This is a genomic window from Streptomyces sp. MNU89 (assembly GCF_020982505.1).
Taxonomy (GTDB): domain Bacteria; phylum Actinomycetota; class Actinomycetes; order Streptomycetales; family Streptomycetaceae; genus Streptomyces; species Streptomyces xinghaiensis.
Genome location: NZ_JAJKLL010000001.1, coordinates 6486137 through 6507615 on the forward strand (window position 1 = coordinate 6486137; position 21479 = coordinate 6507615).

General features: G+C 74.4%; 15 protein-coding genes, 3 pseudogenes and 1 riboswitch. Of the genes and pseudogenes, 14 read left to right on the plus strand and 4 right to left on the minus strand.

Going from position 1 to position 21479, the window contains the following annotated elements; genetic code table 11:
- Positions 1 to 27: 27 nt before the first annotated feature.
- The 4 genes and pseudogenes from rpoZ (at position 28) to E4N63_RS27840 (ending at position 5573) form a co-directional block, all read left to right on the plus strand.
- Complete coding sequence (gene rpoZ / locus E4N63_RS27825; RefSeq protein ID WP_019708714.1) at positions 28 to 306, plus strand: DNA-directed RNA polymerase subunit omega; 279 nt, start codon at positions 28 to 30, stop codon at positions 304 to 306.
- Positions 307 to 479: 173 nt separating this feature from the next.
- Positions 480 to 1724: a bifunctional phosphopantothenoylcysteine decarboxylase/phosphopantothenate--cysteine ligase CoaBC gene (gene coaBC, locus E4N63_RS27830; RefSeq protein ID WP_230241957.1), complete on the plus strand. Its 1245-nt coding sequence runs from the start codon at positions 480 to 482 to the stop codon at positions 1722 to 1724.
- Positions 1725 to 1999: 275 nt separating this feature from the next.
- Complete coding sequence (gene metK, locus E4N63_RS27835; RefSeq protein ID WP_125626219.1) at positions 2000 to 3223, plus strand: methionine adenosyltransferase; 1224 nt, start codon at positions 2000 to 2002, stop codon at positions 3221 to 3223.
- 173 nt (positions 3224 to 3396) lie between these two features.
- A pseudogene (locus E4N63_RS27840) lies at positions 3397 to 5573 on the plus strand (primosomal protein N').
- Between the two features lie 76 nt (positions 5574 to 5649).
- Here the strand turns inward: E4N63_RS27840 and E4N63_RS27845 are convergent.
- Positions 5650 to 6275: pseudogene (locus tag E4N63_RS27845) on the minus strand (hypothetical protein).
- Positions 6276 to 6719: 444 nt separating this feature from the next.
- On the opposite strand from E4N63_RS27845, the pseudogene fmt reads away from it, so the two are divergent.
- The 3 genes and pseudogenes from fmt (at position 6720) to E4N63_RS27860 (ending at position 9948) form a co-directional block, all read left to right on the plus strand.
- Positions 6720 to 7650, plus strand: a pseudogene (fmt, locus tag E4N63_RS27850) (methionyl-tRNA formyltransferase).
- Positions 7651 to 7980: 330 nt separating this feature from the next.
- Complete coding sequence (locus E4N63_RS27855; RefSeq protein ID WP_230241958.1) at positions 7981 to 8448, plus strand: nuclear transport factor 2 family protein; 468 nt, start codon at positions 7981 to 7983, stop codon at positions 8446 to 8448.
- Between the two features lie 60 nt (positions 8449 to 8508).
- Positions 8509 to 9948: an RsmB/NOP family class I SAM-dependent RNA methyltransferase gene (locus E4N63_RS27860; RefSeq protein WP_125626278.1), complete on the plus strand. Its 1440-nt coding sequence runs from the start codon at positions 8509 to 8511 to the stop codon at positions 9946 to 9948.
- 114 nt (positions 9949 to 10062) lie between these two features.
- Here E4N63_RS27860 and E4N63_RS27865 read toward each other — a convergent pair whose 3' ends face one another.
- Positions 10063 to 10689 (minus strand): SH3 domain-containing protein, encoded by a 627-nt coding sequence (locus E4N63_RS27865; RefSeq protein ID WP_185831355.1) that lies wholly within the window; start codon positions 10687 to 10689, stop codon positions 10063 to 10065.
- Between the two features lie 248 nt (positions 10690 to 10937).
- Here E4N63_RS27865 and rpe point away from each other — a divergent pair, with 248 nt between their 5' ends.
- The 6 genes from rpe (at position 10938) to E4N63_RS27895 (ending at position 18180) form a co-directional block, all read left to right on the plus strand.
- Positions 10938 to 11624 carry a ribulose-phosphate 3-epimerase gene (gene rpe, locus E4N63_RS27870; protein ID WP_125626279.1) on the plus strand — a complete coding sequence of 229 codons (687 nt, stop codon included), beginning with the start codon at positions 10938 to 10940 and terminating at the stop codon, positions 11622 to 11624.
- 170 nt (positions 11625 to 11794) lie between these two features.
- Positions 11795 to 12799, plus strand: a complete 1005-nt coding sequence (locus E4N63_RS27875) for a sugar-binding transcriptional regulator (RefSeq protein WP_185831356.1) — start codon at positions 11795 to 11797, stop codon at positions 12797 to 12799.
- A 288-nt stretch (positions 12800 to 13087) separates the two neighbouring features.
- A complete protein-coding gene (locus tag E4N63_RS27880) occupies positions 13088 to 14551 on the plus strand; it encodes a GuaB1 family IMP dehydrogenase-related protein (RefSeq protein ID WP_125626281.1) in 1464 nt (487 codons plus the stop codon).
- A 203-nt stretch (positions 14552 to 14754) separates the two neighbouring features.
- A complete protein-coding gene (locus tag E4N63_RS27885; protein WP_019708705.1) occupies positions 14755 to 15210 on the plus strand; it encodes an Lrp/AsnC family transcriptional regulator in 456 nt (151 codons plus the stop codon).
- A 269-nt stretch (positions 15211 to 15479) separates the two neighbouring features.
- On the plus strand, positions 15480 to 16283 hold the full coding sequence (locus tag E4N63_RS27890) for a carbon-nitrogen hydrolase family protein (protein ID WP_228429681.1): 804 nt from the start codon (positions 15480 to 15482) through the stop codon (positions 16281 to 16283).
- A gap of 175 nt (positions 16284 to 16458) precedes the next feature.
- Complete coding sequence (locus tag E4N63_RS27895) at positions 16459 to 18180, plus strand: NAD(P)/FAD-dependent oxidoreductase (RefSeq protein ID WP_125626186.1); 1722 nt, start codon at positions 16459 to 16461, stop codon at positions 18178 to 18180.
- Between the two features lie 105 nt (positions 18181 to 18285).
- Here the strand turns inward: E4N63_RS27895 and E4N63_RS27900 are convergent, their stop codons facing one another.
- Positions 18286 to 18972 (minus strand): DUF5995 family protein, encoded by a 687-nt coding sequence (locus E4N63_RS27900; RefSeq protein ID WP_230241960.1) that lies wholly within the window; start codon positions 18970 to 18972, stop codon positions 18286 to 18288.
- A gap of 157 nt (positions 18973 to 19129) precedes the next feature.
- Positions 19130 to 20542: a uracil-xanthine permease family protein gene (locus E4N63_RS27905; protein ID WP_125626184.1), complete on the minus strand. Its 1413-nt coding sequence runs from the start codon at positions 20540 to 20542 to the stop codon at positions 19130 to 19132.
- Positions 20543 to 20695: 153 nt separating this feature from the next.
- Between E4N63_RS27905 and E4N63_RS27910 the strand changes: the two genes are divergently transcribed.
- Positions 20696 to 20911 carry a hypothetical protein gene (locus E4N63_RS27910; protein ID WP_125626183.1) on the plus strand — a complete coding sequence of 72 codons (216 nt, stop codon included), beginning with the start codon at positions 20696 to 20698 and terminating at the stop codon, positions 20909 to 20911.
- Positions 20912 to 21295: 384 nt separating this feature from the next.
- A riboswitch (FMN riboswitch) is annotated at positions 21296 to 21426 on the plus strand.
- Positions 21427 to 21479 lie beyond the last annotated feature (53 nt).

Sequence of the window (21479 nt, forward strand, 5' to 3'; positions counted from 1 at the left end):
AATCACCGGCACTTCGGAAGGCAGAGCGTGTCCTCTCCCATCACCACGCCCGAGGGCATCATCAACCCGCCGATCGACGAGCTCCTCGAGGCCACGGACTCCAAGTACAGCCTCGTGATCTACGCCGCCAAGCGCGCGCGCCAGATCAACGCGTACTACTCCCAGCTCGGTGAGGGACTCCTCGAGTACGTCGGCCCGCTGGTGGACACCCACGTCCACGAGAAGCCGCTGTCGATCGCCCTGCGGGAGATCAACGCCGGTCTGCTGACCTCCGAGGCCGTCGACGGCCCGGTCACCAAGCAGTAGCAGCAGGCAGTACAGGAAGCGGACAGGCGCCCCACGGCGCTTCCGGACGGGCCCGGCAGAGCATCTGCCGGGCCCGTGGTGTGTCATGGACCCGTGCGGCGGGCCCGCGGACGGCGCGCGGGCGCGGACGCACGGCACGGACGAGCGCGAGAGAGAGGTGGACGGTGGAGCCGGTGGAGCCGAAGGCACCGAACGGGACGGCGGCGCAGGCGGGGCGCCCGAGGGTCGTCCTCGGGGTGAGCGGCGGCATCGCCGCGTACAAGGCGTGCGAGCTGCTGCGCCGGCTCACCGAGTCGGGGCACGACGTCCGCGTCGTACCGACCGTGTCGGCGCTCAACTTCGTCGGCGAGGCCACCTGGTCCGCGCTCTCCGGCCACCCGGTCTCCGCCGAGGTGTGGGAGAGCGTCCACGAGGTGCCGCACGTCCGCATCGGCCAGGCGGCCGACCTCGTCGTCGTCGCGCCCGCCACCGCCGACACCCTCGCCCGCGCGGCCCACGGCCTCGCCGACGACCTGCTGACCAACACCCTGCTCACGGCCCGCTGCCCGGTGGTCTTCGCCCCCGCCATGCACACCGAGATGTGGGAGCACCCGGCCACCCGGGAGAACGTGGCGACCCTGCGCCGCCGCGGCGCCGTCGTCATCGAGCCCGCCGTGGGCCGGCTCACCGGCGCGGACACCGGCAAGGGGCGGCTCCCCGACCCCGGCGAGATCTTCGAGGTCTGCCGCCGGGTGCTGGCGCGCGGCGCGGCCGCCGCGGAGCGCGATCTCGCGGGCCGCCATGTCGTCGTCAGCGCCGGCGGCACCCGCGAACCGCTGGACCCGGTCCGCTTCCTCGGCAACCGCTCCTCCGGCAAACAGGGGTACGCCCTGGCCCGTACGGCCGTGGCGCGCGGCGCCCGGGTGACCCTGATCGCCGCCCACACGCATCTGCCCGACCCGGCGGGCGCCGACGTCGTCCCCGTCGGCACGGCCGTACAGCTGCGCGAGGCGGTGCTCAAGGCCGCCGCCGGTGCGGACGCCGTCGTCATGGCCGCCGCCGTGGCCGACTTCCGGCCCGGCCGGTACGCCGAGGGCAAGATCAAGAAGAGGGACGGGGAGGAGCCCGCGCCCGTCACCCTGGTCCGCAACCCCGACGTCCTGGCCGAGATCTCGGCGGAGCGGGCCCGGCCCGGGCAGATCGTGGTCGGCTTCGCCGCCGAGACCGACGACGTGCTCGCCAACGGCCGCGCCAAGCTCGACCGCAAGGGCTGCGACCTGCTCGTCGTCAACGAGGTGGGGGAGGGCAGGACCTTCGGCTCGGAGGAGAACGAGGCGGTGATCCTGGGCGCCGACGGCACGGAGACCCCGGTGCCGTACGGGCCCAAGGAGGCCCTCGCCGACACCGTGTGGGACCTCGTGGCGCGGCGGCTGGTCTGAGACCGGCCGAAGACGGCCGCGCGCCGCGTCGAGCCGGTGCGCCGGGCCCCTCGGCGGCGAAACGCCGTGACGCGCGGAACCGTTCCGGCCTGCCGGAACGCTCGACTCCCGCTGGTACGGCGCCGGTGCCGCAGGTCACACGGCTCCCAAGGATCGAGACGCCGTGTCCGAGACCGGGCCGCTCCGGATAAACTGCCTGCGGAACCGTGCGGCCGCAGCCTCGAAACGGTTCCGCCAAGATTCAGCCAGCAGCCGCTGCAACCCCAGGGAGCGATGTGTCCCGCCGCCTGTTCACCTCCGAGTCCGTCACCGAGGGCCACCCAGACAAGATCGCTGACCAGATCAGCGACTCCATCCTCGACGCCCTCCTCATGGAGGACCCGGCCTCCCGCGTCGCCGTCGAGACCCTGATCACCACCGGTCTGGTCCATGTGGCCGGCGAGGTGACGACGAAGGCGTACGCGGACATCGCGACGCTCGTGCGCAGCAAGATCCTCGACATCGGCTACGACTCCTCGAAGAAGGGCTTCGACGGCGCCTCCTGCGGCGTCTCGGTCTCCATCGGCTCGCAGTCCCCCGACATCGCCCAGGGCGTGGACACCGCGTACGAGCAGCGCGTCGGGGGCGCCTCCCAGCGGGACGCGGACGACGAGCTGGACCGGCAGGGCGCGGGCGACCAGGGCCTGATGTTCGGCTACGCCTGCGACGAGACCCCCGAGCTGATGCCGCTGCCGATCAACCTGGCGCACCGGCTCTCCCGCCGGCTGTCGGAGGTGCGGAAGAACGGGACCATCCCCTACCTCCGCCCGGACGGCAAGACCCAGGTCACCATCGAGTACGACGGCGACAAGGCCGTCCGCCTCGACACGGTGGTGGTCTCCTCCCAGCACGCCTCCGACATCGACCTGGACAGCCTGCTGGCCCCGGACATCCGCGAGTTCGTCGTGGAGCACGTCCTCGCCGAGCTGATCGAGGACGGCATCAAGCTCGACACCGCCAACTACCGGCTGCTGGTGAACCCCACCGGCCGGTTCGAGATCGGCGGGCCGATGGGGGACGCGGGGCTGACCGGCCGCAAGATCATCATTGATACTTATGGTGGTATGGCCCGGCACGGTGGTGGTGCCTTCTCGGGGAAGGACCCGTCGAAGGTGGACCGTTCGGCGGCGTACGCGATGCGCTGGGTGGCCAAGAACGTCGTCGCGGCGGGGTTGGCCTCGCGGTGTGAGGTGCAGGTGGCCTACGCCATCGGCAAGGCCGAGCCGGTCGGTCTGTTCGTGGAGACCTTCGGTACCGCCACGGTGGACGTGGAGCGGATCGAGCAGGCCATCGGTGAGGTCTTCGATCTGCGTCCGGCCGCGATCATCCGCGATCTCGATCTGCTTCGTCCCATCTACGCCCGAACCGCCGCCTACGGTCACTTCGGCCGGGAGCTGCCCGAGTTCACCTGGGAGCGCACCGACCGCGTCGACGCACTGCGCAAGGCCGCCGGGGCCTGACGGCCGGCTCCCGCGTTCTCCGGCCGCGGCCCGGAACCCCGGAGCGGGGCCCGGGCCGCGGCCGTGCCCCGGGCGGCCGTCCCGCGGCGGACGGACGGGGGACCGGCCCGCGCCCGTGTCGGCCGCCCGGGGCGGAGCGGGGCATGTCGGTGCGCTCTGGTAGGACTGGGACGGTGAGCAGCGAGAACCGGCGGCCGGGCGGGGAACCGGCGCACCAGCCCCCGGTGGCGCACCGGCCCCCGGCGGCCGAACCGCCCGGGGGCGAACAGCTCGCGCTGATCCGGGAGACGGTGCGGACGGCCAAGGTCCCCCGGGCCAAGCCGCGCACCTGGCGCGGTGCCGCGCTCGCCGCGGCGGACCCGGTGGCCCGGGTCCTCGTGGACAAGGGCCTCGTCCACCTCGACCGTTTCTTCGACTACGCCGTCCCGGCCGCCATGGACGCCGAGGCCCGCCCCGGTGTCCGGGTGCGCGTCCGGTTCGGCGCGGGGGAGCGGAACGGCCGCCGCGAGGGCGGCGGGCTGATCAACGGCTTCATCGTGGAGCGCCGCCCCGACAGCGACTACCAGGGCACCCTCGCCCCGATCGCCCAGGTCCTCTCGCCCGAGCCGGTCCTCTCCCCGGAACTGCTCGCCCTCTGCCGCGCGGTCGCCGACCGGTACGCCGGTGCCCTGGCCGACGTCGTCCAGCTGGCGGTGCCGCGCCGCATGGCCCGCGCGGAGAAGAAGGCGTCGCCGCCCGCCCCGCCCGCGCCGCCCGAGCCGGAGCCCGGCGGCTGGGAGCGGTACACCGGCGGCCCCGGCTATCTGCATGCCCTGGCCTCCGGCGGCGCGCCCCGCGGCGTGTGGACCGCGCTGCCCGGCGCCGGGTGGCCCGGGGAGCTGGCCCGCGCCGTGGCGGCCACGCTCGCCGGGGGCCGCGGCGCCCTCGCCGTGCTGCCCGACGGGCGCAGCGCCGCCCGGGTGGACGCCGCGCTGACCGCGCTGACCGGCCCGGGGCACCATGTGCTGCTCACCGCCGACGCCGGTCCCGAGGCCCGCTACCGCCGCTGGCTCGCGATCTCCCGGGGCGCCGTCCGGGCCGTGATCGGCACCCGGGCCGCGATGTTCGCCCCCGTACGGCAGCTGGGCCTGGCGGCGATCTGGGACGACGGCGACTCCAGCCACAGCGACGAGCACGCCCCCTACCCGCACGCCCGCGAGGTCCTGATGCTGCGGGCGGCGCACGAGGGAGCCGGCTTCCTGCTGGGCGCCCACGGCCGGACCGTCGAGGCGGCGCAGCTCGTCGAGACCGGCTGGGCGCACCCGCTGGCCGCCGAACGCGAGACGGTGCGCGCCACCGCGCCCCGGGTGCGCACCATCGGCGACGGTGACGAGGCACGGGACCCGGCGGCTCGGGCCGCCCGGCTGCCCAGCCTGGCCTGGCGCACCGTCCGCGACGCGCTCCAGCGGGGGCCGGTGCTGATCCAGGTGCCCCGGCGCGGCTATGTCCCCCGGCTGGCCTGCGAACGCTGCCGCACGCCCGCGCGCTGCGCGCACTGTTCGGGGCCGCTGGAGGCGGTGGGCCCGGCGGAGGCGCTGTGCTGCGGCTGGTGCGGGCGGGAGGCGCCGGGGTGGCACTGCCCGGAGTGCGGCGGGGCGCGGCTGCGCGGCCAGGTGTTCGGCGCCCGCCGCACGGCCGAGGAACTGGGCCGGGCCTTCCCGCGGTGCCGGTGCGCACCTCGGGCCGCGACCACGTCCTGGACACCGTGCCGGACGCGCCCGCGCTCGTCGTCAGCACACCCGGCGCGGAACCGGTCGCCGAGGGCGGCTACGCGGCGGCGCTGCTCCTCGACGGCTGGGCGATGCTCGGCCGCCCCGATCTGCGCGCCGGTGAGGAGACCCTGCGCCGCTGGCTGGGCGCGGCCGCGCTGGTGCGCCCGGAGCCCGCCGGGGGGACGGTCGTGGTGGTCGCGGAGCCGTCGCTGCGGCCGGTGCAGGCGCTGGTCCGCTGGGATCCCGCCGGGCACGCCGCGCGGGAGCTGGCCGAGCGGGCGGAGCTGGGTTTCCCGCCGGTCTCCCGGATGGCGGCCGTTGCGGGCCCGCCGGAGGCGGTCGCCGGTTTTCTGGAGACGGTCCGGCTGCCTCCCGGGGCCGAGGTGCTCGGCCCGGTGCCGATGGGCGTGCCCGGCCCCGGCGGCGCCCGGCCCGGAGGGCCGCCCCCTGGCGAGCAGTGGGACCGGGCGCTGATCCGGGTGCGGCCCGGCAACGGCGCCGCGCTGGCGTCGGCGCTCAAGGCAGCCCAGGCGGCGCGCCTCACCCGCCGGGAGGGGCCACCGGTGCGGATCCGTATCGACCCGCCGGACCTCGGCTGACCCTGCGAAGGGCGGGACGGAACGGCCGGCGGGCTCCCGGGATGGCGGGTGAGGGGCCGGGGCCGGGAGACGGCCGTCAGCCGTTGCGGGGAGCCGGAAAGCCGTTCGGACGCGGGGTCTCTGGCAGGCCGTGCGGGCGGGAGGGCTCCGGCAGCGCGGAGCCGGGCGGCGGGCCCGTGACGGAACGGGCCGCGGGTACGACCGGCCGGTCGGACGGGGCTGCCGCTCCTGGACGGGCGGGGCGGGCTCCGGGTGCGGCCCGCCCGTCGCCGTGGCGGTCGCCGTCGTGCCCGCCGGGGAGGAGGGAGCCGTGGCGGCCGTCTCGGCCTCGGCCGCGCTGCGCGCCGCGGCCCGCCGGGAACCGCCGTAACGCCGGTGCACGGCCTGTTTGGTGACCCCGAGGGCGGAACCCACCGCGTCCCAGGAGAACCCCAGTGAGCGGTCGAAGTCGACGGCGGCCGTGACCAGGGTCTCGACGCTGTCCCGCAGCTCCTGTGCCAGCCGGACCGTCGGCGCCGGCGCCCGCCCGTACACGATGAAGCCCGCCGCGGACGGGCCGCTGCGGCGGGGGCGGTAGACAGTGCCGAGCTGAGCCGTGAGCGTGCGCAGGGCATCCGCCTGCCGGCGCACCCGCTCGATGTCCCGCACCAGCAGGTGCAGGCTGGCCCGGGCCTGGGTGTCGTGCGTGGAGTGGTCGGCCATCAACAAGCCTCTCGAAACCGGCGTTGCAGGGGATGGGCCCCGGCAGGGGCCCCGTGGCTGGTCAATCTCCCGTGACCAACGCCCGACGGGCCCCGCTGGTCACGGTGTCGGGGGCACGGGCCGGTGCGGGGGGCGCGTACCCGCGCGTACGCCCCCGGGTCCGGGGCCCGGGCCTGTCCGCCCCGTCGCGCCGGAGCGGGCAGCGGCGCCCGGTGCCGTGCGTCGTCCGGCGGAGGGGCGCCCGCGCGCCGGACCGTACGCGGGCGTGCCCGGCGACGCGGCGGGGCGCGGTGCCGGGCGCCGGGGACCCTGGGGAGCGGGGCCGGACGGGCCCTGACTGGTGCGCCCGTCCCCGGCCCGCCCGCGGGCCCGCCCCGGTGCCGTACCCGGTGTCCGGGGTGCTCCGGACCGGGAACCGACCGACCCGAGAGGCAGTGCACCCCGATGAAGCTGGTCTTCGCCGGCACCCCGAGGTCGCCCTCCCGCCCTGGACGCCCTGATCGCCTCGGACCGGCACGAGGTCGCGGCCGTCGTCACCCGGCCCGACGCCCCCGCCGGCCGCGGCCGGAAGCTGGTCGCCTGCCCGGTGGCGCAGCGGGCGGAGGAGGCGGGCATCGAGGTGCTGAAGCCGGCCCGTCCCCGGGACGAGGACTTCCTCGCCCGGCTGCGGGAGATCGCGCCCGACTGCTGCCCCGTCGTCGCCTACGGCGCGCTGCTGCCCAAGTCCGCCCTGGACATCCCGGCGCACGGCTGGGTCAATCTGCACTTCTCGCTGCTGCCGGCCTGGCGGGGTGCGGCCCCGGTGCAGCACGCGGTGCTCGCCGGAGACGAGATGACCGGCGCCTCCACCTTCCTGATCGAGGAAGGGCTGGACTCCGGCCCCGTGTACGGGGTGATCACCGAGGAGATCAAGCCCACCGACACCAGCGGGGACCTGCTGACCCGGCTCGCCCTCGCGGGCGCCGGGCTGCTGGCCGCGACGATGGACGGCATCGAGGACGGCTCGCTCCAGCCGGTGCCGCAGCCGGCCGAGGGCGTCAGCCTCGCGCCCAAACTGACGGTCGAGGACGCGGAGATCGACTGGTCGGCGCCCGCCCTCCGGGTGGACCGCGTCGTGCGGGGCTGCTCGCCCGCGCCCGGCGCGTGGACGCTCTTCCGCGGCGAGCGGCTGAAGGTGATGTCGGTGGCCCTGCTCCCGGAGCGGACGGACCTGGCGCCCGGTGCCCTCTCCGCGGCGAAGAACGCCGTGTCCGCGGGCACGGGCTCGCACGCCGTCGAACTGCTGTGGGTGCAGCCGCAGGGCAAGAAGCCGATGCGGGGCGCCGACTGGGCCCGCGGCGTCCGCATCGGCCCCGACGACCGGCTCGGCGCCTGACGGGCCGCCGAGGCTGAACGGAGCCCGACGGATGGGCCCCCGGGCCTGAACAGTCGGGAGCGGGCGGGGAGTCCGGGCCGCCGGGGGCGGGGCTCTGCCGGGCCGGCGCCCGGAAGCGGGCCGAGTGCCCGCCGCGCCCGTACGGCCTGCCCGCCTCCCTCAGTGGTTCCAGCCGCAGCATCCGGCGTCGCGGCATCGCGGCGTCATCCGGCGTGGACGGCACCGGATGCGCACCGGCTCACGTAATCAAGTTTGACTAATCCCTTCCCCGGGCAGTACGGTGCGGGGCAAGTAGTCAAGCTTGATTAGCTGTTGTCATGGAGGAGCAGGATGACGGAGCAGCAGTTCGCGGTCCCCGAGGCCGGAGCCGTGTTCACCCCCACCGACGAGGACCGCCGGGCGCTGGACGCGTGGTTCGCGCGGTACGAAGCCCTCAGTGCCCGGGCGGACGTCGAGGCGATGGCCGACATGGCCGTCTTCCCGCTCAACGTCGTCACGGACGACGCGGCCGGCAACGGATCGGCGGAGCAGTGGGACCGCGAGCGGTTCACCGCCACGATGAGCCAGGTCCTGGGCGGGGCGGACGGCGAGGAACCCCGCTTCGAGTCGGTGCGCACCCCGCAGTTCCTGACCCCCTCGCTCGTCGTCGTCTTCACCGAGGGCGTCGTGACGGCGGGCGGGCACACCCAGACCCTGCGCTACGCGGACATCCTGCTGAAGCGGAACGGGGAATGGGCGTTCCAGACCATGATCCAGGGCGGCTGGGGTGATACCGGGAAGGACGGCGGGGCGTCGTAGGCTGGACGGACCGTCCCCATCACCCGGGACCGTCCTCATCACCCGCGGAGCACCTTTCCCTTGAGCACCGACCAGTCCCGTCGCCGCCGCCCCGGCAAGCCCTACCGCCGTCCCCGCAGGGACCCCGTCCGCGTCCTGGCCTACGAGGCGCTGCGGGCGGTCGACGAACGGGACGCCTACGCCAACCTCGTCCTCCCGCCCCTGCTCCGCAAGGCGCGGGAGGACGAGGGCTTCGACGGCCGCGACGCCGCGCTCGCCACCGAGCTGGTGTACGGGACGCTGCGCCACCAGGGCACCTACGACGCGGTCATCGCGGCCTGCGTGGACCGGCCGCTGCGCGAGGTGGACCCGCCCGTCCTGGACGTGCTCTCCCTCGGCGCGCACCAGTTGCTCGGGACCCGGATCCCGAGCCACGCGGCGGTGAGCGCCACCGTCGAGCTGGCCCGGGTGGTGCTCGGCGACGGGCGGGCGAAGTTCGTCAACGCCGTACTGCGCAAGATCGCGGCCGACGATCTGGACGGCTGGCTGGAGCGGGTGGCGCCCGACTACGACGAGGATCCCGAGGAGCATCTCGCCGTGGTCCACTCCCATCCGCGGTGGATCGTCTCCGCGCTCTGGGACTCGCTCGGCGGCGGCCGCGCCGGCATCGAGGACCTGCTGGAGGCGGACAACGAACGGCCCGAGGTGACCCTCGTCGCCCGCCCCGGCCGCTCGACCGCCGGTGAACTGCTGGACTCGGCGGGGGAGGAGTCGGCGCTGCCCGGCCGCTGGTCCCCGTACGCGGTACGGCTCTCCGAGGGCGGGGAGCCCGGGGCGCTGGAGCCGGTCCGCGAGGGCCGGGCCGGCGTCCAGGACGAGGGCAGCCAGCTCGTCGCCCTCGCCCTGGCCAACGCCCCGCTGGAGGGGGAGGACAGCCGCTGGCTCGACGGCTGCGCCGGCCCCGGCGGGAAGGCCGCGCTGCTCGCCGCCCTCGCGGCGCAGCGGGGGGCGTCGCTCCTCGCCTCGGAGAAGCAGCCGCACCGGGCCCGGCTCGTGGCGCGGACGCTGGCCGGCAACCCCGGTCCGTACCAGGTGATCGCCGCGGACGGCACCCGGCCGCCGTGGCGTCCCGGCAGCTTCGACCGGGTGCTCGTCGACGTGCCCTGCACCGGGCTCGGCGCGCTGCGCCGCCGCCCCGAGGCCCGCTGGCGGCGGCGCCCGTCGGACCTGGAGGGTTTCGCGCCGCTCCAGCGCGGGCTGCTGCGGGAGGCGCTGAACGCGGTCCGGGTGGGCGGCGTCGTCGGCTACGCCACCTGCTCACCGCATCTCGCCGAGACCCGGGCCGTCGTCGACGACGTGCTGAGGGGCCGCGGCGGACCGGCGCCCGGGGCCGAACTCCTCGACGCGCGGCCGCTGATGCCCGGCGTCCCCGCGCTGGGCGACGGTCCCGACATCCAGCTCTGGCCCCATCTGCACGGCACCGACGCGATGTACCTGGCCCTGCTGCGCCGCACGTCCTGACGACCGGGGGCCCGGCGGAGCGCCGCCGCGAACCGGCGGTACCCCGGTGGCCCCGGCCGGTACGGGCGACGCCCGGTCGCCGGTACCGGCCGGGGCCGGGTGTCCGTACGGGGGTCAGCCCTGCGGACCGGCCGTGTCCGTCCGGCTCGGGGCCGCGGTGCCCATGTCGGCGGTCTCCATGTCGGCGGTGCTCGTGCCGCCGTCCCGGGAAGCGCCGCGGAGGGCCTGGGTGCCGCCGCCCTCCGAATCCTCCACGGAGGGGCAGAACGGCACCGTGCCCGTGTTCTGGACGTACCGGGCGGCGACCCATCCGGACCCGTCCCGCAGCAGGTACCAGAGGTCGTTGCCGTCGACGTTCTGGCCGTGGACCTTGCAGTTGAGCCCGACCTGCGCGTGGTAGGCGAGTGTTCCCAGGTTCGCCGAGTTGGTGGTCGGCTGGGCCCGCTTCACGACGCCGCTGGGGCTGATGACGGTGCCGTACGGCTGGGCCGGTGTCCCGACCTCCTCGCCGGCCCCCACCCCGCTGGTGTCGCTGTGGCCCGAGCTGACCACGCCGTCCCGGCCGATGACGTTCTCGTCTCCCACCGCGAAGTGGTTGTTGTCCCCGTTCACCACGAAGGTGGGGCCGCCGTGATGGTCCTTGCCGTACCCGTCGTGGGCCTGGGCGGCCGACACGCCTCCGCCCGCCAGGGCCAGTGCCGCCAGGACCGTCAGGCCGAGCCGCATCCCGTTCTGCTTCACAGGTGTTCCTTTCCATCCGGTGGAGATCGCACAGATCGGCACCGTATAGGCAGATAATCTGCTTAATGTCGGATTAGTTCGACGGTGGGCGTGTGGAACGCGGACAGCGGCGACGGTTCCCCCGCCCGCGCCGCGGACACCGGACGGACACCGTCACGAAATCGTTCTCGGGCGGTTGGGGAGGGAGGGTCACGGAATGCCGGAAACGGGCGTCGGCGGACCCCTCCCACGCATGGCAGGCTGTCCCCATGGCCGTGCAGATCAGTCCCAGTATTCTCTCCGCCGACTTCTCCCGCCTCGCGGAGGAGGCGAAGGCCGCCCAGGGCGCCGACTGGCTCCACGTCGACGTCATGGACAACCACTTCGTCCCGAATCTCACCCTCGGCGTGCCGGTCGTCGAGTCGCTGAGCAGGGCGACGGACACCCCGCTGGACTGCCACCTCATGATCGAACAGCCGGACCGCTGGGCCCCCGCCTACGTCGAGGCCGGCGCCGGCTCGGTCACCTTCCACGCCGAGGCCGCCGCCGCGCCGGTCCGGCTGGCCCGCGAGATCCGGGCCAAGGGGGCCAGGGCCGCGATGGCGCTCAAGCCCGCCACCCCCATCGAGCCGTACGAGGACCTGCTGCCCGAGCTCGACATGCTCCTCGTGATGACCGTGGAGCCGGGCTTCGGCGGACAGGCCTTCCTCGACATCATGCTGCCGAAGATCCGCCGCACCCGGGAGCTGATCTCCCGGCACGGCCTGGAGATGTGGCTCCAGGTCGACGGCGGTGTCTCGGCGGACACCATCGAGCGCTGCGCCGAGGCCGGCGCCGACGTCTTCGTCGCCGGGTCCGCCGTCTACGGCGCGGACGACCCGGCCGCCGCGGTGCGCGCCCTGCGCCGCCAGGCCGAGGAGGCGACGGCCAAGGCGGGGTGGGCCCGCGGGCACTGACACCCGGCCCCGGAGGACACGGAGCGATGAACTCCGGTGAACTCTCCGGTGGAGTGGAGCGCGAGGACCGGCCGGCGACCGCCGCTTCTGACAGGATGGCGGCGGGTTCACGAATGGGACAGTGAACAGTGAAGGAGAAAGCGGTGTCGACGGGCCGATCAGCCATGCGGATGGGACCCGCGGAGCTGGTGCAGGCGGCGGCCATGGCCCGCCGCTTCTACCTCGAGGGAAAGTCCAAGATCCAGATCGCCGAGGAGTTCGGCGTCAGCCGCTTCAAGGTCGCCCGTGTGCTGGAGACGGCGCTCGAACGCGACCTCGTCCGGATCGAGATCCGGGTACCCGCCGAGCTGGACGCCGAGCGCTCCGACGCGCTGCGTGCCCGCTACGGCCTGCGCAACGCCGTCGTCGTCGAATCGCCTTCCGACGCCGAGGACGACGGAGTGGACCCGGAGAACCTCGGCGAGGTCGCCGCCGACCTGCTCGGCGAACTCGTCAACGAGGGCGATGTGCTCGGCCTCGCCTGGGGCCGCTCCACCATCCACATGGCCGCCGCCCTCAACCGGCTGCCGCCCTGCACCGTCGTCCAGCTCACCGGGGTCTACGACGCCGGCACCGCCGAACGCGGCTCCGTGGAGGCCGTCCGCCGCGCGGCGACCGTCTCCGGCGGCGAGGCGCACCCCATCTACGCGCCGATGCTCCTGCCGGACGCCACCACCGCCGCCGCCCTCCGCGCCCAGCCCGGCATCGCACGTGCCTTCGAGTACTTCGACAAGGTGACCGTCGCGGCCGTCTCCATCGGCTCCTGGGAGCCCGGCATCTCCACCGTCCACGACATGCTGTCGGACGAGGAGCGCGCCCACTACGCCTCGCTGGGCGCCGCCGCCGAGATGTCCGCGCACCTCTTCGCCGCCGACGGCCGCCGGATCGGGCGCGACCTGGGCGAGCGCTGCATCACCGTCGAGGCCGACCGGCTGCGCCGCATCCCCGAGGTGGTCGCCATCGCCGGCGGACGGCGGAAGGCGGCCGCGATCGACGCCGTGCTCCGCTCCGGCCTGGTCACCAGCCTGGTGACGGACACGGCCGCCGCGGACCACCTCCTCCAGGAGACGGGCCCCAAGCCGCGGCCGGCACTCGACCGCGCCGACCCCGACGGCGCGGAGCCCGCGAACACGTGACGGCCCGCGGGCCCGGGCGGCCCGGGGTGCCCGCCGCGAGGTGCCCGCTCCGGCGGCCGGGAGCCCTTCCGGGCGCCGCTCCGGATCCGGGGCGTGCGGGACCCGGGCCGCGTGCCCGGGCCCATGGTCGGGTGATCCGGTAAAATTCCGGAGCAAGGCAGGTCTCACTGCCTGGCACGGAAACCCCCGCCACGCCCGCCCCCGCGGAGGAGCGGAACGGAGGCCGGGGGTCCTTTGCCGTGTCCACGTGGGAGTCACCTGCGCCGTTCCACCCGAAAAGTGAGACCTATGCGTTTCCTCGAGCCCGGCACGGGGCGCCCCGTAGAGACAGCTCCGGTCCCCTACGACCTGACGTACGACGACGTCTTCATGGTGCCGAACCGTTCCGCCGTCGGTTCCCGGCACGGCGTGGACCTCGCCACCCCCGACGGCACCGGCACCACCATCCCCATCGTGGTCGCCAACATGACGGCGATCGCGGGCCGCCGGATGGCGGAGACCGTGGCCCGGCGGGGTGGTCTCGTCGTCATCCCGCAGGACATCCCGCTGGACGTCGTCACCGAGGTCGTCTCCTGGGTGAAGCAGCGGCACCGGGTCTTCGACACCCCGATCACCCTCGGGCCCACGGGGACCGTCGCCGACGCGCTCTCCCTGCTCCCCAAGCGGGCGCACGGCGCGGGCATCGTCGTCGAGGACGGCCGGCCCGTCGGCGTCGTCACCGAGTCCGATCTGAACGGTGTGGACCGCTTCACCCAGCTCTCCGAGGTCATGTCGCGGGAACTGGTGCTCCTGGAGGACGGCGTCGACCCGCGCGACGCCTTCAACCGGCTCGACGCGGCCCACCGCAAACTCGCCCCGGTGGTCGGCGCGGACGGGCGCCTGGCCGGCATCCTCACCCGCAAGAGCGCGCTCCGGGCCACGCTCTACACCCCGAACACCGACGCGGACGGCCGGCTCCGCATCGCCGTCGCCGTCGGCATCAACGGCGGATCCGTGCGCCGCGCCGAGGGGCTGCTGGCCGCCGGGGTGGACACCCTGGTCGTGGACACCGCGCACGGCCACCAGGACAGCATGATCAGCACCCTGAGGGCGATCCGCGCCCTGGACCCCCGGGTGCCGGTCGTCGCGGGCAACGTGGTCTCCGCCGAGGGCGTGCGCGACTTGGTCGAGGCGGGGGCCGACATCGTCAAGGTCGGGGTCGGTCCGGGCGCCATGTGCACCACGCGCATGATGACCGGTGTGGGCCGCCCCCAGTTCTCCGCCGTCCTCGAATGCGCGGCCGAGGCCCGCAGGCTGGGCAGGCACGTCTGGGCCGACGGTGGGGTGCGGCATCCGCGCGATGTCGCCATGGCGCTGGCCGCGGGGGCGTCCAACGTCATGATCGGCTCCTGGTTCGCCGGTACGCACGAGTCGCCGGGCGATCTGCAGCAGGACCCCGACGGCCGCTTCTACAAGGAGAGTTACGGCATGGCGTCCGCGCGGGCCGTGCAGAAGCGCACCAGCGAGGAGTCGGCGTACGACCGGGCCCGCAAGGGCCTCTTCGAGGAGGGGATCTCCACCTCCCGGATGTACCTCGACCCGGCCCGCCCGGGTGTCGAGGACCTGATCGACGCGATTGTCGCGGGCGTGCGCAGCTCCTGCACCTACGCGGGCGCGGGCTCCGTGGAGGAGTTCCACGAGCGCTCCGTCGTCGGCGTCCAGAGCGCCGCCGGCTACGCGGAGGGCCAGCCGCTCCACGCCAGCTGGCTCTGACGGCGGCCCGCGCCGGAGCGACGGCGACGGGCCCCGCCGTTCCCGCGGACGCCGCGGCGGCGGCGCGGGAACGGCCGGGCGCCCGCCGTCGGCCGGGGCGGGGCGGACTGTGCTGTACTGCGGCTGCGGCGTCCGCCGCCCCGCGCCCGCCCCGCCGGGGTGCCGCGTGCGGCCCCTCCGTCCAGAGAAGTGATCCATCCGCAGTGCGACTCAACGAGCTCGACGAACGCATCGTCCACGCCCTCGCCGGGGACGCCCGGCGCTCCTATGCCGACATCGGCGCCGAGGTCGGCCTCTCCGCCCCGGCCGTCAAGCGGCGGGTGGACCGGCTGCGGGCCGAGGGGGCGATCACCGGGTTCACCGTCCGGGTGGACCCGGCGGCGCTCGGCTGGGCGACCGAGGGGTTCATCGAGATCTACTGCCGGCGCCACACCACCCCGGAGGCGATCCGGCGCGGTCTCTCGCGCTACCCGGAGGTGGTGTCCGCCTCGACCGTGACCGGTGACGCGGACGCCATCGCGCAGATCTTCGCCTCCGACATGCGGCACTTCGAACGGGTGCTGGAACAGATCGCGGGCGAGCCGTACGTGGAGCGCACCAAGTCCGTGCTGGTGCTCTCCCCGCTGCTGCGGCGCTACGGCAACGGGGCGCCCCGGTAGCGGCGGCAGGGGATAAGGGCGGCGGTCCCGGCCCGGCCTCCGGGCGGCCGGAGGAGCGACACGGGGCGGAGCCGGAGGGCGCCCGGGGTGCGCACCCGGCGGGCGCCGACCGCACGCGGCCCCATCGCGCAACGAATCGCCGGACCGGGCCCGGCAGGCGCAATGAATCGCCTGTTGGTGGCAACGGAAGCGGCTTGTCCGGCCGGATCGGGCGACCGTACCGTCTTTCCGTCCCCTCATCGCCCGTTTCGTACCTCCCGAGGACCTCCATGCCGCCGCTGCGCACCGCCCTGCTCCAGAGCTCCGGCCGCCCCGGCGATGTGCCGCACAACCTGCGGCTCCTGGCGGACGCGGCCCGCCGCGCCGCCGCCTCCGGCGCCCGGCTGCTGCTGACCTCCGAGCTGTTCCTGACCGGATACGCCGTCGGCGACCGGCTGCCCGGGCTGGCCGAGCCCGCCGACGGGCCGTCCGCCGACCGGGTCGCCCGGATCGCCGCCGACCACGGGCTCGCCATCGGCCTCGGCTACCCGGAGCGCGACGGCGACGCCGTCTACAACGCCGTCCGGCTGACCGGCCCCGACGGCACCCCGCTCGCCCAGTACCGCAAGACCCATCTCTACGGGGAGTTCGAGACCACCCACTTCGCACCGGGCGGTGAGCCGGTCGTCCAGGCCGAGCTGGACGGCACCCGGCTCGGGCTGCTGATCTGCTACGACGTCGAGTTCCCGGAGACCGTGCGCGCGCACGCCCTGGCCGGAACCGAACTGCTGCTCGTACCCACTGCGCTCATGCGCCCGTATGAGATCGTCGCGCGCACGCTGGTCCCGGCGCGTGCCTACGAGAGCCAGTTGCACATCGCCTACGTCAACCGCTGCGGCCCCGAAGGGGAGTTCGACTTCACCGGGCTCAGCTGCCTCGCCGCCCCCGACGGCACCGTTCCCGCCCGCGCCGGCTCCGGTGAGGACCTGCTCGTCGCCGACGCCGACCGGGAGCTGCTCGGCCGGTCCCGCGCCGCGAATCCCTATCTGCGCGACCGGCGCCCCGAGCTCTACGGATCGCTCACCGAGGGCTGAGGCCGGCCGCGCCCGGCCACCGCTTGCACCCCCGGCTCCGTCCACCAGCCCCGCCCCGTACCGGCCCCGTACCGGCACCGCGCACGCCCCGGCACCACCCGCGCCCGGCACCACCCGCACTGCATCCGCACCGCATCCGCATCCGCCGTACCGCATCCCCAGGAGACCCCAGCCGATGACGTCCGTGCCCACCGCCGTCCACGACGAGCAGCACGCCGAGGCCCAGTCCCAGCCGCCCATCACCATGTTCGGCCCGGACTTCCCCTATCCGTACGACGACTTCCTGGCGCACCCGGCCGGGCTGGGCTCCGTGCCCGCCACCGAGCACGGCACCGAGGTCGCCGTCATCGGCGGTGGCCTCTCCGGCATCGTCACCGCGTACGAGCTGATGAAGATGGGCCTCAGGCCGGTCGTCTACGAGGCGGACCGGATCGGCGGCCGGCTGCGCACCGTCGGCTTCGAGGGCTGTGACCCGTCCCTGACCGCCGAGATGGGCGCCATGCGCTTCCCGCCGTCCTCCACCGCCTTCCAGCACTACGTGGACCTCGTGGGTCTGGAGACCCGGCCCTTCCCCAACCCGCTCTCGCCGGCCACGCCCTCCACGGTCGTCGACCTCAAGGGCGAGTCCCACTACGCCCGCACCCTGGACGACCTCCCCGAGGTCTACACCCAGGTGATGAACGCCTGGAACGCCTGTCTGGAGGAGGGCGCCGACTTCTCCGCCATGCAGCGCGCCCTGCGCGAGCGGGACGTCCCGGTGATCCGCGAGATCTGGTCCCGGCTGGTGGAGAAGCTCGACAACCAGACCTTCTACGGCTTCCTCTGCGCCTCCGACGCCTTCCGGTCCTTCCGGCACCGGGAGATCTTCGGCCAGGTCGGTTTCGGCACCGGCGGCTGGGACACCGACTTCCCCAACTCCATCCTGGAGATCCTGCGCGTCGTCTACACCGGCGCGGACGACGACCACCGCGGCATCGTCGGCGGCAGCCAGCAACTCCCGCTGCGGCTCTGGGAGCACCGGCCCGAGAAGCTCGTCCACTGGCCGCACGGCACCTCGCTCGCCGAGCTGCACCCCGACGGGGAGCCCCGCCCGGCCGTGACCCGGCTGCACCGTACGGCGGGCAACCGCGTCACCGTCACCGACGCCCGCGGTGACATCCGCACCTACCGGGCGGCGGTCTTCACGGCGCAGAGCTGGATGCTGCTGTCCAAGATCGAGTGCGATGACGCGCTCTTCCCGATCGACCACTGGACGGCGATCGAACGCACCCACTACATGGAGTCCTCCAAGCTGTTCGTCCCCGTCGACCGGCCGTTCTGGCTGGACGAGGACGTCGACGACCGGGGCGAGCCGACGGGGCGGGACGTGATGAGCATGACGCTCACCGACCGGATGACCCGGGGCACGTATCTGCTCGACGACGGCCCCGGCCGGCCCGCCGTGATCTGCCTCTCCTACACCTGGTGCGACGACAGCCTGAAGTGGCTGCCGCTGGACGCGAACGAGCGGATGGAGGTCATGCTCAAGTCGCTCGGCGAGATCTACCCGAAGGTGGACATCCGGCGGCACATCATCGGCAACCCGGTCACCGTCTCCTGGGAGAACGAGCCGTACTTCATGGGCGCGTTCAAGGCCAATCTGCCCGGCCACTACCGCTACCAGCGCCGGCTGTTCACCCACTTCGTGCAGGACCGGCTGCCCGAGGACCGGCGGGGGCTGTTCCTCGCGGGCGACGACATCTCCTGGACGGCCGGCTGGGCCGAGGGCGCCGTGCAGACCGCCCTGAACGCCGTCTGGGGGGTCATGCGCCACCTGGGCGGCAGGACGGACCCGGCCAACCCCGGCCCGGGCGACGTCTACGACGAGATCGCGCCGGTCGAACTGCCGGAGGACTGAGCGGAAGTGCGCGGGGCGGAAGGCCCGGGCGCGGCGGGGACGGGCCGCCCGGGCCGGTCGCGCGGCCCGGCGCCCGCTGCCGTCCCGCCGGGCCGCCCCGCCCCGTCACCCCAGCGGTGTGAGGAGGAAGCGGCCGACCATGCCGGTCCCCGTGTCGAGCCGCTCCCGGAACTCCTCGCGGAGCCCGTCCGCCCCGCGCAGTTCCCACAGCACGCGGGAGGCGGCCCAGGCCCCCTCCCGGGCCCGGGCCAGACACCAGGAACCGGTGAGATGGGTCAGCGGGTCGGCCACGTCCAGCAGGTCCGGGCCGGGCATCAGCTCCTCCCGGATCCGCTCCTCCAGCTCGACGAGGACCTCGTCCACCCGCTCGTAGTCGCTCCGCAGCGCCCCCGGTTCGCAGCCGCGCGCCGTGCAGGTGTCCACGACGGCCAGCGCCAGGTCGTGCCCGACATGGGCGTTGACCCCGGCGAGGGCGAACTGCACGGGGAGCACGCCGGGATGACGGCGCTGCTGGAACAGCGGGCGCCAGCAGGCCGGCGGGCGGCGCCCGGCCCCGTCGGCGTCCACCGCCGTCAGATAGCGCCGGGCGAAGCGCGCCGCGAACCCGGCGGTCAGGGCCGGGTCCCGGAAGTGGCCCGCCGCGACGCGCCGCTCCAGCTCCTCGGTGACGGACAGATAGACCCGGTTGAAGACGGCCACCCCGTCCTGCCGGGGGAGCGCGGCCTCCAGGACCCGCATCCGCTCCATCGCGTCCCGCACATCGGCCGCAGCCAGGGGTTCGGTTGTGGTCATGCACGCACGGTGACATTCCCCGGCGCATCTGTCCGGCGATGTCACTGTTGGTGACCGGAACGGCCTAATGGCGGTGGCCCCCGCCGGTCAACTCCCGATTGACGGATGCGACTTGGGCTCCCTCGTGACCACCGTGGGGAACGGGCCCGCCCCCGGGTCACTTCGCGGGGGTGCCGGTGCCCTCCGGCTCCTCCCGGGCCGCGTCGTCGTAGGAGGTGGTGCCCTCGTCCAGCAACGGTTCTTCCGCCTTCATGTGCGCCGGGGCGAGCGCACGCAGCACGTGGTAGCCGCTGAGCACCACGATGGTGCCGAGCGCGATGCCGTTCAGCTCGAAGTCATCGGTGATCCGCAGGCCGACCCCGCCGACCCCGATGACGACGCCCGCCGCCACCGGCACCAGATTCAGCGGATTGCGCAGGTCCACCTTGTTGTGCACCCAGATCTGCGCGCCGAGCAGGCCGATCATGCCGTAGAGGATGACGGTGATGCCTCCGAGCACGCCCCCGGGTATCGCGGCCACGACCGCGCCGAACTTGGGGCAGAGGCCGAAGAGCAGGGCGAAGAGGGCCGCGGCCCAGTAGGCGGCCGTGGAGTAGACGCGGGAGGCGGCCATCACGCCGATGTTCTCGGCGTACGTGGTGGTGGCCGGGCCGCCGACGGCGGTGGACAGCACGGTGCCCGCGCCGTCCGCCGCGATCGCGGTGCCCAGCTGGTCGTCGAGCGGGTCGCCGGTCATCTCGCCGACGGCCTTCACATGGCCGGCGTTCTCGGCGATCAGCGCGATCACCACGGGCAGGGCGACCAGGACCGCCGGCAGTTCGAACGCCGGGGCGTGGAAGGACGGCAGCCCGAACCACGCCGCTTCGGCGACACCGGACAGATCCAGCCGCCAGTGGTCCACGGCCTCGGTGCCGCCCTGCACCGAATGGATCTTGCCGAGGGCGAGGTCGAAGAGCCAGGAGACGCCGTACCCGAAGGCGAGACCGAGGAAGATCGCGATCCGCGACCAGAAGCCGCGCAGCACGACCACGGCCAGCCCGGTGAAGAGCATGGTCAGCAGCGCCGTCCACTGGTCCTGCGGCCAGTACACGGAGGCGGTCACCGGAGCCAGGTTGAAGCCGATCAGCATCACGACGGCACCGGTGACGACGGGCGGCATCGTCGCGTGGATGACCCGCGCCCCGAACTTCTGGACGACCAGGCCGCTCAGGAAGAGCACGACACCGACGACCAGGATCGCCCCGGTGATCGTCGCGATGCCGCCGCCCTGCGCCTTGATCGCCGCCGCCACACCGACGAAGGAGAGGCTGCACCCGAGGTAGCTGGGCACCCGGCCGCGCGTCGCCAGCAGGAAGATCATGGTGGCGAAGCCGGACATCATGATGGCCAGATTCGGGTCCAGGCCCATGAGCACGGGCGCCACGAAGCTCGCCCCGAACATGGCCACCACGTGCTGCGCGCCCAGCCCCGCCGTCCGCGGCCACGACAGCCGTTCGTCCGGCCCGACGACCGCACCGGGTGCGGGAACCCGCCCGTCACCGTGCAGTTTCCAGCCCACGCCGAGGCCCATGACCACTCCGTTTCCTCTGCCCTGCCGCCGGTGCCGACGGCGATGAAATCCCGCCAATGTTAAGGGGGGTGCTCCAGGGGCGTTACGGCCGTGCGCGGAGTGACGGCGGTCACCGATGTGCGGGGTGCCGGGGTCGGGGGCAGGCTGGAACACATGAACGACAAGCCGCCTGTGCTCGTGCACCCGCCGGCCGGCACCGGCCGGCGGGTCGAGATCCGCGGCCGGCGTGCCGGTACCGCGACCGGCCCCCGCGATCTCCTCGAATTCCTGCGCCGCGCCGGACTCGACCCGGACGAGGTGCGCCTCGACGACCCGTCCCTGATCGAGTGGCGCGGCGGCGGCCCGGACCACTGGCCCGGGCAGCTCTGACGCGACGCCGGCAGGGGCAGCGATACGGGCTGCGGCGGTGCGGGCCGCGGCGGTTCGGGCCACGGCTGTCCGGAGCGGTACCGCGGCGGTCGAGACCGGAACGGCCCCGGCCGCAACCCCGGATCCGGCCATTCCGGCCTCCGGTCCCTCCGTCGCCGCCCCCGGCCGTAGCGGAGCGGGGTCGGCGACGGCCCTTTCGGCCTCGTCACCCCCGCCCGTTTCCGCAGCTCACCGCCGGTCGTCCGGCGGGCCCCGCCCCCGTGTCCGCGGCTCTCCGCCCCGCCGGAGCGTGACGCCGGCGGTGCGCGCTGTGAGCGATGACACAGGACGCGCCCGGGCCGGCGTCGCCGTCGCGTGGCAGACTGGGGGCCGTACCAGTGACGTCAGCGCACTCCGGGGTCGGTGAAAGTCCGAACCGGCGGTTAAAGTCCGCGACCCGGCCACTGCCAGTGGCCGGTTGACCAGGTGAGATTCCTGGACCGACGGTTAAAGTCCGGATGGGAGGCAGTGCGCGGCGGTCGAGCACCGGTGCGCCGCCGTCCGGCGGTGCGGTCCGTCCCTTCGTGGG

Excerpts from the sequence above, each read along its gene's own strand:
- E4N63_RS27855 (WP_230241958.1), top strand. The coding sequence starts at position 7,981 with ATGACGGAGCAGCAGTTCGCGGTCCCCGAGGCCGGAGCCGTGTTCACC.
- rpe (WP_125626279.1), top strand. The coding sequence starts at position 10,938 with ATGGCCGTGCAGATCAGTCCCAGTATTCTCTCCGCCGACTTCTCCCGC.
- E4N63_RS27875 (WP_185831356.1), top strand. The coding sequence starts at position 11,795 with ATGGGACCCGCGGAGCTGGTGCAGGCGGCGGCCATGGCCCGCCGCTTC.
- E4N63_RS27880 (WP_125626281.1), top strand. The coding sequence starts at position 13,088 with ATGCGTTTCCTCGAGCCCGGCACGGGGCGCCCCGTAGAGACAGCTCCG.
- E4N63_RS27890 (WP_228429681.1), top strand. The coding sequence starts at position 15,480 with ATGCCGCCGCTGCGCACCGCCCTGCTCCAGAGCTCCGGCCGCCCCGGC.
- E4N63_RS27895 (WP_125626186.1), top strand. The coding sequence starts at position 16,459 with ATGACGTCCGTGCCCACCGCCGTCCACGACGAGCAGCACGCCGAGGCC.
- E4N63_RS27900 (WP_230241960.1), bottom strand. The coding sequence starts at position 18,972 with ATGACCACAACCGAACCCCTGGCTGCGGCCGATGTGCGGGACGCGATG.
- E4N63_RS27905 (WP_125626184.1), bottom strand. The coding sequence starts at position 20,542 with ATGGGCCTCGGCGTGGGCTGGAAACTGCACGGTGACGGGCGGGTTCCC.
- E4N63_RS27910 (WP_125626183.1), top strand. The coding sequence starts at position 20,696 with ATGAACGACAAGCCGCCTGTGCTCGTGCACCCGCCGGCCGGCACCGGC.